Source organism: Novosphingobium sp. LASN5T, assembly GCF_003856955.1.
In the GTDB taxonomy this organism is placed as follows: Bacteria; Pseudomonadota; Alphaproteobacteria; order Sphingomonadales; family Sphingomonadaceae; genus Novosphingobium.
In genome coordinates this window covers 142,002-148,043 of record NZ_RQSI01000008.1, presented here as the reverse complement: position 1 = coordinate 148,043, position 6,042 = coordinate 142,002, and the positions used below count along the sequence as shown (strand labels likewise).

11 protein-coding genes are annotated in these 6,042 nt (G+C 60.6%); all 11 read right to left on the bottom strand.

Annotation, left to right across the window (positions count from 1 at the left end; genetic code table 11):
* Window positions 1–124 precede the first annotated feature (124 nt).
* The 11 genes from EH199_RS08080 to EH199_RS08030 all read right to left on the bottom strand — a co-directional run bounded on the left by EH199_RS08080 (window position 125) and on the right by EH199_RS08030 (window position 5,785).
* On the bottom strand, window positions 125–535 hold the full coding sequence (locus EH199_RS08080) for a hypothetical protein (RefSeq protein ID WP_124808737.1): 411 nt from the start codon (window positions 533–535) through the stop codon (window positions 125–127).
* 848 nt (window positions 536–1,383) lie between these two features.
* Entirely contained in the window at window positions 1,384–1,518 is a 135-nt protein-coding gene (locus tag EH199_RS24960; RefSeq protein WP_255420447.1) for a hypothetical protein, read from the bottom strand.
* 34 nt (window positions 1,519–1,552) lie between these two features.
* Window positions 1,553–2,146, bottom strand: coding sequence for a hypothetical protein (locus tag EH199_RS08070; protein WP_124808736.1), 594 nt, complete (start codon window positions 2,144–2,146; stop codon window positions 1,553–1,555).
* Window positions 2,143–2,493, bottom strand: a complete 351-nt coding sequence (locus EH199_RS08065) for a hypothetical protein (RefSeq protein ID WP_124808735.1) — start codon at window positions 2,491–2,493, stop codon at window positions 2,143–2,145. The genes EH199_RS08070 and EH199_RS08065 overlap by 4 nt, the downstream gene beginning before the upstream one ends.
* A gap of 86 nt (window positions 2,494–2,579) precedes the next feature.
* On the bottom strand, window positions 2,580–2,939 hold the full coding sequence (locus EH199_RS08060) for a hypothetical protein (RefSeq protein WP_124808734.1): 360 nt from the start codon (window positions 2,937–2,939) through the stop codon (window positions 2,580–2,582).
* A 95-nt stretch (window positions 2,940–3,034) separates the two neighbouring features.
* A complete protein-coding gene (locus EH199_RS08055) occupies window positions 3,035–3,760 on the bottom strand; it encodes a hypothetical protein (RefSeq protein ID WP_124808733.1) in 726 nt (241 codons plus the stop codon).
* Between the two features lie 45 nt (window positions 3,761–3,805).
* Window positions 3,806–4,213 (bottom strand): hypothetical protein, encoded by a 408-nt coding sequence (locus tag EH199_RS24635; RefSeq protein WP_223806538.1) that lies wholly within the window; start codon window positions 4,211–4,213, stop codon window positions 3,806–3,808.
* Between the two features lie 342 nt (window positions 4,214–4,555).
* Entirely contained in the window at window positions 4,556–4,771 is a 216-nt protein-coding gene (locus EH199_RS08045) for a hypothetical protein (RefSeq protein WP_124808731.1), read from the bottom strand.
* 1 nt (window position 4,772) lies between these two features.
* Window positions 4,773–4,958, bottom strand: a complete 186-nt coding sequence (locus tag EH199_RS08040) for a hypothetical protein (protein WP_124808730.1) — start codon at window positions 4,956–4,958, stop codon at window positions 4,773–4,775.
* A gap of 193 nt (window positions 4,959–5,151) precedes the next feature.
* On the bottom strand, window positions 5,152–5,358 hold the full coding sequence (locus EH199_RS08035) for a hypothetical protein (protein WP_124808729.1): 207 nt from the start codon (window positions 5,356–5,358) through the stop codon (window positions 5,152–5,154).
* 16 nt (window positions 5,359–5,374) lie between these two features.
* Entirely contained in the window at window positions 5,375–5,785 is a 411-nt protein-coding gene (locus tag EH199_RS08030) for a hypothetical protein (RefSeq protein WP_124808728.1), read from the bottom strand.
* Between the last annotated feature and the right edge of the window lie 257 nt (window positions 5,786–6,042).

Below are 6,042 nucleotides of genomic sequence, written 5' to 3'. Positions count from 1 at the left end.
TATCCGCGCTCGGTGATCTGGGCCACCGCATCACGCTTGAACTCATCACTGAAATTGGGCTTTCCCATCATCGCCTCCTGTCCTCAAAATTAGGATCGAAGGCGTCCAGAAATCTAGGGGCTACTCAGTCACCAATATCGTCCTGCACCCACGGGGTACGGACCTTGCGATTGGTGTCCAACTCGAACCGCTCAACCGTGGCGCGAAGCTCTGAGCCGAGGTCGATCTCGTCTCCCTCGTTCCACCGCTCCAGCAGCGTCGCAAGCTGGCTTGCCGTGTCGGCTGCCACGAGGCGGGCCATCAGCCCGGCCTCTAGCTCCTCAGGCACCGGCTGCTGTATCTGCCGGACTATTTCCCGGTAGAACTCCAGCGTCTCCGGCTTCAATCCTGGGTGGCCGAAGCTACGGAACCACAGCCAGAATGGCTCCTCCTCAACAGCGGAGACATCGGGGAACTCCCGGAAGAACTTTCCATAGTCGTCGAGGATTGTCTGTGTCTTGATGTCCAGTACGTGCTTGGGCACAGCCCGGATCATCTTGTCGTAACGCTCCCGTGTCCGAAGTAGCCTCAAGAGCGTGATGTCTAAACTGATAGAATGAACTCCTCTATTTCGGATCGGGTGTAAAACTTGGGGTCTAGCTCAGAGCGGATATTGGACACGCTGAGGCCAGCCAGGGAGAGCGCCTTTCGCGCCTTCGCCGTGCCTTTTCGGCCAGCGCTATCAGGGTCGAGCCAGATACGGACAGGCTGGCCACCTGCTTCTCGTACCACCTCTGCAATCGCCGGGTCTCCAAGCGAAGTGCCGAGGATAGCAGCGCCTCGTGCGACGGCCCCGACACGGGCGGCACTGAGTATGTCTTCGGTGAGTACGAGAGGGCCGCTGTCTCCGAAGTACGCGATTGGCTTATCCACTGGCGGATTGAGATACTTCGGGCGGTCAGCGTCGAAGCCTCTTGCCTGCCAATAGATAACACGCCAGTCCCGTAGAACAGGGAGGACAACACGCTGGATACGACCTGCGAAATAAAACCCGTGTCGTTGGATGTCGTCATTGTTGAAACCTGCTTTGTACAACCAGACGCGGGCCTCTAGGGGCCACAGTGACGGGTTGAACTCCGTTGGTGTTGGTGGGGCGGAACTAGCTTCGGCGGACTTCTCCGCCTCTCGGACAGCCCGCAGACGGGCGATCCTCTCGGCAAGGCTAGGTTGTGGGTGTGGGTGCCATCCGGGCTGGGAACAGCGGTGACACCATGCAGCAAAGCCGTTTTCCTTGTGCTCGACAAGGAGGGTCCTGCCGCCCCCGCAATCGTGATTTACCCGTCGCCGCTGCCCGAGTGCCAGTACCTCAGCTTGGGGTAACCACGATGCGAGGTCCAGCACCGGCTAGTCTTCCGGTGACCCCAGGATGTAGGTGAACTCGTCCATCTTCTCTTTCAGGAAATCCGCTTCTTGAAAGCCCGATGGAACATCGGAGAAAGCCTGCTCCCCATCGCTGATGGGGTCATAGGCAATGGTCATTGCGTCTGGGTTGGTGGCAGGCCGTACTGGCCAGTCACCCGAGAATCGGTGCAAAGGAGAAACTCCGCTGGAAAGGGTCCACGAGTTTGAGAATGTGGCCGTTTCTGAGGTTGTATTTGTCCAGCCGCCGCAGGCTTCGCTCGTAGCAGCGCTGCGTGAGGAGGGTTGCTGTCCTGTTGTCGATGTCTTCGCGCGCGGCGTAGGTGAGGCACGGATTGGCCATGCCCTGTCTCCACCAGCCTTGGGTCACGGCGTAGTCGAAGCCCTCGACGAGATACTCCGGGCCTTGCGCCATGCGCTCGTTGGCAATGATGTTGACGGCCACGCCAAGAAGCGTGCCTTCGGCCACGCCAAGAAGCGTGCCTTCGGCCACGCCAACCAAGGGGTCATCGTAGCTGTCATACTCGCCCTGGTAATTAAGCAGGGTGAGGTCCGCGACTCGCTGAAAGTTCAACTCGGAGACTAGATCGCTGAGTACCTGACGGTCCCCGACGATGAAGATGTCGATGTCCTTGGGAGGCAGCCCGAGTTCGTAATCCCGGATGCAGCCTCCTGCCACCACAGCGTGCTCGTCTCCGATCTCCTCCAGAAGCCGGCCCCAGAGAGCCGGCCCGTTGTCATCGATCATGCAGGAACGGTTTCCCGGACGGCCCTTCCGATCTTTCCGAGAAGCAGGTCCTTCTCGGCGTTGACCACCGCAACGATGGCGTCGCGCCGGTCTGCCACGTCCGCCCAATCGCTCCACGCGGCGTCCTTGAGCTTCTTGGCCATGATGATGCCGAACTCGGCGTCCTCGATCTGGCGGTAAGCCTTGGCCACCTTGAGGTCCGCTGCGTCGGCTGCCTTGTCGAGAACCCAGTTGTGCAGCTTGTTGGCGGCGAGGCTGATAGCCAGGGCCGCCTTGCTGATCGCCATGGTGGCCGCGAGGGCGGCGTTCGTAATCTTGCGGGTGACCGCGATAATCTTCGGGTTCATGCTTGTCCTTGTAGAAACGAAAAAGGGCGTCCGGTTAGGGACGCCCTCTTGTCAGAAGCGGGTTGTCAGGTCGTAGAGTGCGGCGATTACTCGGCGGCGAGCGGATCGTTCGGATCGGCCGGGGTCGGCTCGGCAGGCGCGGCCTCGCTCTTGCGGGCTTCGGCCGAAGCGTTCGAGAGGATGCCGCTCTGGCGCACCGTGAAGAACTCGGCGTCGAAGCCTTCGCCCGAGGTCACCTTGACCCAACGGCCGGTTGCCGGGTCATCCTTGATGGCGACCACTTCGCCGGGGCGCTCGACGCGGTTCTCGCTGCGTCCCCAGACGAAGACCACCTTGTCCCCGACTTCGATATTGTTCCGCGCCGCGTCGGCGGCTTCTTCCGCTTCCAGCTTCGCGATCTGCTCCTTGTAGTAGGCGATCTTCTGAACGCGGGTCATCTTGGCCATGAAATTCGTAATCCTTGTCTCTGAGTGGAATAAGCCCGGAGGTTGGCCGGACAATGCTTGGCACCCACGGGGGATGCCAAGTGAAGTCAGGTCAGTCAAAGGGTCTCGCTGGTTTCAGCGTAGCCGTAATACCCCGAGTTAGATGCGTAGCTATACCCGTCATCCGCGTCACTGCAAGGGCCATAGCTGATGGGGTCGGTGATGATAAGCTCGCCGCTGTCGTCCATCATCACGTTGCTGTGATGCACGTCCCAGTCCACGATGCCCTCGAAGAACTCCCGTATCTGGGCAGCCGTCCTGACAGTGGCGTATCGCGTCCCAAAGACGCTGCCACCCACGTTCAGCGCGGTCTTGATCTCGCCGTACTCATCCGCGACATCACGGAGGAAGTGTTCGTCTTCCTCGTCGAGCCACACGGTCTCCAGCTTGTCGTAGCGCCGCTGGAGGATCACGTAGCATCCGACGAACTTGGACAGGCTGTACACCAGCGGGACCCCAGGCTTCCCTTGGTTGGCCCGGCACCAAGCCGCGTACATCGCTCCGGTGTCGGTTACCTTGAAGCCTATTTTGAGGGCCAGGCCGCCCTTGATGAACACGGCTGAGAAGAAGCCGGAGCCGGCGAACAGCCAGCCTTCTTCCGCCATGGCATCGATCAGCGGGTTCAGGATCAGTTGCTTCCGAACGCTCGCGTCGAGACGTACCGGATACAAAGAAAGCAGGTCGGACACCTTCATACCGTAGGCATCCAACGAAAGCGTCTCCCGTTCGATTTCCTTTGCTGTCGGGGCACGGTTGGGCATGTGCCCCTGATTATCGGTCACTGATTTAGGTTCCCTTCAAGGCTGAATGCTATGTGTTGTGGCTACCTAGGCAGCCATCGCGGTTTCCGCGTAGCCTCCCCACTGTTCCGCCATCGCGTTTGCGATGCCGTCGAAGAAGCGGCTACGTTCTTTGTCTCTGTCTGGACCCGGAGGCATGTTGTGGACGCGGGCTACGGGCTGATCCTCATCGGATTTGCCGAGCGCCTGCCTTGCGGCCGCAAGGGTCGGATACGGCGGGACTAACGGGGGTAGGCCCCGTAGCCACAGGCATGTTCGTTTCGTCTCCCAGTCCCCGTATTGCCAGGGCTGTACCGACTGAGAGAACTCGGCGTAGTTCGCTATCCGGTCCTTCGCGTGCTGATGCATAACCGGGTTTTCCACGGCCACACGCTCTACCGGGGCGTTCCACATATCCGAGAATAGGGCTGCGCCCTCATCCAGCTTGCGCCACATGAACGCCAGCCTCTCCTCCCTGCTCCATGACAGGTATGCGGTGATCTCTTCTTGAGAGTGGTGTGCTGGGTTGAGCTTCGTAGGAGGTTCGTTAAGCCACCTGACGCCGCTGTTACACAGACGGGTGCATGGCGGGTGAGCAACGATAAGCAGGTCCCACCCCCATGACAGGATTTTGCGGACATCCCCGGTGTAATGCCGGTTGCTTCCGTCCTCTGCCTGGCGAAGATCGCAGGACCACGCATCATGGCCCAACCTGTCAAACGCCCGGCGTACAATTCCGCTGAACTCGCAGGCCACTAGGACCCGCAACTGTTTGCTAACTGCTCTGCTCCTTCTTGGTTACCTTCCGCAGCGGATACCGACGCAGCGATCCCGGAACCTTACCGCCTTGAACTGGCTGTTGGTCCCGGCCATGGCGTCCGTCATGATCCGCGATGCGGCGTCTTGAAACGCCCTGTAGTTATCTCCGGTGAGGCCGAATGACTGCGCGCGGCTGATGATGGCCGCAGTAGCGTCAGCAATCAGGTTGTAGTGAGCGCGGGTCATCTTCGGCATGTCATGCTTCTCCTGCGTAAAACGGGTGCTCAATGTCCGTGGTCAGCGGGCTAGCCGCTGCTTCATCGGCGTCGTCGAGTTCGTGATGGGCGATCTTCTGGACCGCTTCGGAGGGTGACCGGGCAGGCACCACGTAGGTAACCTGCTCAACGGTTGTTCTGGTTGCAGAGACGAGGAACTCAGCCACGGGGGCGCACTCTGATGCGGTAGGCTACCCGGTGCCCGGCTGGGGGCACCTGAATAAGCTGTGCAGAGACCGACTCGTTAGTGGCCCCGCCGAAACGGAGCGCGCCGGTATCCGATACATAGGCATGGATGTAGTATGGCATGTACGTGCCTCCTCGGACCTCGTGTCCGCTTTCAGGTTGTGGAGTGGGCCGTTACGCGGTGGCAGGAAGTTCCTGCTGTTGGTTCAGGTATTCGGCCGCGCGGCGCTTCCCGGCGCGGAGCGCCTTGTGGAAGGCCCCCTTGGTGGGGAACAGGGCATCCTTGAGAATGCGGGACACGGTGTTCCGGCCATGGCGATCTCGGGGCAGGGAGTGGACACGGCGGGAGTTGCCGGAGCCGGTAACAATCGAACCAATCATGGGTGTACTCCTTGGGTTAAATGCGGATGTCCCAGTCGGACAGAAGGTCGTTGATGGTCGCCTCGTCGAAGGCGTGGATGGCGTATGCGGGGAGGTAGAGCGGGTCCTTGGCGGGCCGGGTGAAGGCCACTTGCGAGTACCCCTCCAGTACCTTGTCCGAGTGCTGGTAGCGCCACACAGCGAGGCGCAGGCCGCCACGGTGCCAATCCCTGAGGTCCTGCTCGTCGAAAAACCAACGGCGCGCGGCCGACAGGCTAGAAAACCCGAAGATGTCGCGGTAGCTGAACTGGGCTACCTCTCCGCACGACAGTGGCGACGGGTGCAGCATCGGGTCGCTGTAGTTCTGACGCCAGGAGCCGCAGGCAAACAAGCCGTGGTAGGCACCATACAGGGTTGTCGGATGTTCCAAGCGGAGGAGCATGTTCATGATATGTCTCGCGAGATCGCGAACCGGCGCTCCAGGGTTCAGCTTGAACCTAGAGGGCTAGTTTCGGGTGGTTTTGGTGGGTCAGGTGCGGCTACGGTGCGTCAGGATGGGCGCAAATGAGCCATGTGCGAGGTGAGGTCGCGTCTTGTGGTACCGGAGGTCGAGGGTTCGAACCCCTTCGATCGCCCCATCTTTCCTCAGATTCTCTGCGCATCCCGGCCTTTCGAGGGACGCTAAGCGCTTGCCCCGGAACGGCG

Excerpts from the sequence above, each read along its gene's own strand:
- EH199_RS08080 (WP_124808737.1), bottom strand. The coding sequence starts at position 535 with ATGATCCGGGCTGTGCCCAAGCACGTACTGGACATCAAGACACAGACA.
- EH199_RS24960 (WP_255420447.1), bottom strand. The coding sequence starts at position 1,518 with ATGACCATTGCCTATGACCCCATCAGCGATGGGGAGCAGGCTTTCTCC.
- EH199_RS08070 (WP_124808736.1), bottom strand. The coding sequence starts at position 2,146 with ATGATCGATGACAACGGGCCGGCTCTCTGGGGCCGGCTTCTGGAGGAG.
- EH199_RS08065 (WP_124808735.1), bottom strand. The coding sequence starts at position 2,493 with ATGAACCCGAAGATTATCGCGGTCACCCGCAAGATTACGAACGCCGCC.
- EH199_RS08060 (WP_124808734.1), bottom strand. The coding sequence starts at position 2,939 with ATGGCCAAGATGACCCGCGTTCAGAAGATCGCCTACTACAAGGAGCAG.
- EH199_RS24635 (WP_223806538.1), bottom strand. The coding sequence starts at position 4,213 with ATGTGGCGCAAGCTGGATGAGGGCGCAGCCCTATTCTCGGATATGTGG.
- EH199_RS08045 (WP_124808731.1), bottom strand. The coding sequence starts at position 4,771 with ATGCCGAAGATGACCCGCGCTCACTACAACCTGATTGCTGACGCTACT.
- EH199_RS08035 (WP_124808729.1), bottom strand. The coding sequence starts at position 5,358 with ATGATTGGTTCGATTGTTACCGGCTCCGGCAACTCCCGCCGTGTCCAC.
- EH199_RS08030 (WP_124808728.1), bottom strand. The coding sequence starts at position 5,785 with ATGAACATGCTCCTCCGCTTGGAACATCCGACAACCCTGTATGGTGCC.